This window comes from Rhizobium leguminosarum bv. viciae USDA 2370 (assembly GCF_002008365.1).
Classification (GTDB): domain Bacteria; phylum Pseudomonadota; class Alphaproteobacteria; order Rhizobiales; family Rhizobiaceae; genus Rhizobium; species Rhizobium leguminosarum.
In genome coordinates this window covers 1-1,439 of the sequence record NZ_MRDL01000006.1, presented here as the reverse complement: position 1 = coordinate 1,439, position 1,439 = coordinate 1, and the positions used below count along the sequence as shown (strand labels likewise).

Here is a 1,439-nt window from a genome sequence, read left to right as displayed (position 1 = left end):
TGAACTGACCCCCGAAAGTTGGACATCCACCTTCGGGGGTTTTGCATGTCCAATCACAGCCTGGCTTTTAAGCTTTCTGTTGTGGAGTTTTATGAGAAGGGCGAGCGTAGTGCTCGGGAGGTCGGCGCGCACTTCGCGGTAGACCATGGGACGGTTCGCAAATGGGTAGCAAGCTATGAGGCGCATGGGGTTCCAGGTCTTGCGAAGAAGTTCAGCCACTACGATGCAGCATTCAAGCTATCGGTTCTCCAGCGGATGTGGAAGGATGGGCTCTCCTACCGCCAGACGGCGGCGCTGTTCGACATCCGCAATAAGGGTTGCCTTTCGGATTGGGAGCGACGCTACGAGACTGGTGGGATTGATGCACTGACCTCACGCCGCAAAGGAGGGCCCCGATCGATGTCCGAGCCGCCGATCCCCCGGGAGCCGCAAGCTTTGCAGAGCGACGAGGCGAAGAGCCGCGAAGAACTGCTGTCGGAACTGAACTATCTGCGCATGGAGAACGACTACCTAAAAAAACTCGAGGCCTTAACGCGCAAGCAACCAGCGCTCAAAAAGCGCAAGTCGTCCAGGCGTTAAGGCCACTCTATCCGCTTGACGACGTGCTGAAGCTTTCGGGCCTTTCCCGCAGCACGTTCTACTACCGGCAAAGGATGTCGCAGCTGGCCGACAGGCATGCTGCGCTCAAGGACAGGATCAAAGCCATCTTCGAGGCTCACAAGGGCTGCTACGGCTATCGCCGGGTGACGGCGGCGATCCGCCAGCTCGGGCAGACGGTCAATCATAAGACGGTCCAGCGCCTGATGGTCGAGATGGGATTGAAATCGCTGGTACGGCCGAAGAAATACCGCTCCTACAAAGGTGACGTCGGGCGCACAGCCCCCGACCTCGTCAAACGGCAGTTCACTGCGCAGGCAGCCAATCAGAAATGGGTCACCGACGTCACCGAGTTCAAGGTCGCCGGCGAGAAGCTCTATCTCTCGCCGGTCATGGACCTCTACAATGGCGAGATCATCGCCTACGAGACGACCACAAGGCCGGTCTTCAAACTGGTGGAAAGCATGTTGAACAAAGCCTTGAGCCGGCTGGGGAGCAATGACAAGCCGATCCTGCACTCCGATCAGGGATGGCACTACCAGATGCCAGCCTATCAGCGACAGCTTCAAAAATGCGGCATCGCCCAGAGCATGTCACGCAAAGGCAATTGCCTCGACAACGCCGCCATGGAAAGCTTCTTTGCCACTCTTAAATCCGAGCTCTTTCATCCCAATCGCTTCGTCAGCATCAAAAGCCTGAAAGACGGCATCGACGACTACATCCACTACTACAATCATCAGCGCATCAAGTTGAAACTCAAAGGGCTGAGCCCTGTGCAATACAGAACTCAGCCCTTAAATCTAACCAGCCTTTAAACCGTCCAACTTATTGGGGTCAGTTCA

Annotated in this window: 1 protein-coding gene; it reads left to right on the top strand. The window is 56.3% G+C overall.

Translation table 11 applies throughout. The features are described from left to right. Positions 1–45 precede the first annotated feature (45 nt). Positions 46–1,412, top strand: a protein-coding gene (locus tag BS629_RS02915; RefSeq protein ID WP_370090368.1) for an IS3 family transposase whose coding sequence is annotated in 2 segments (ribosomal slippage) — positions 46–523 and positions 523–1,412 — 1,368 coding nt in all. Because the reading frame shifts where the segments join, the coding sequence is not laid out codon by codon here. Positions 1,413–1,439 lie beyond the last annotated feature (27 nt).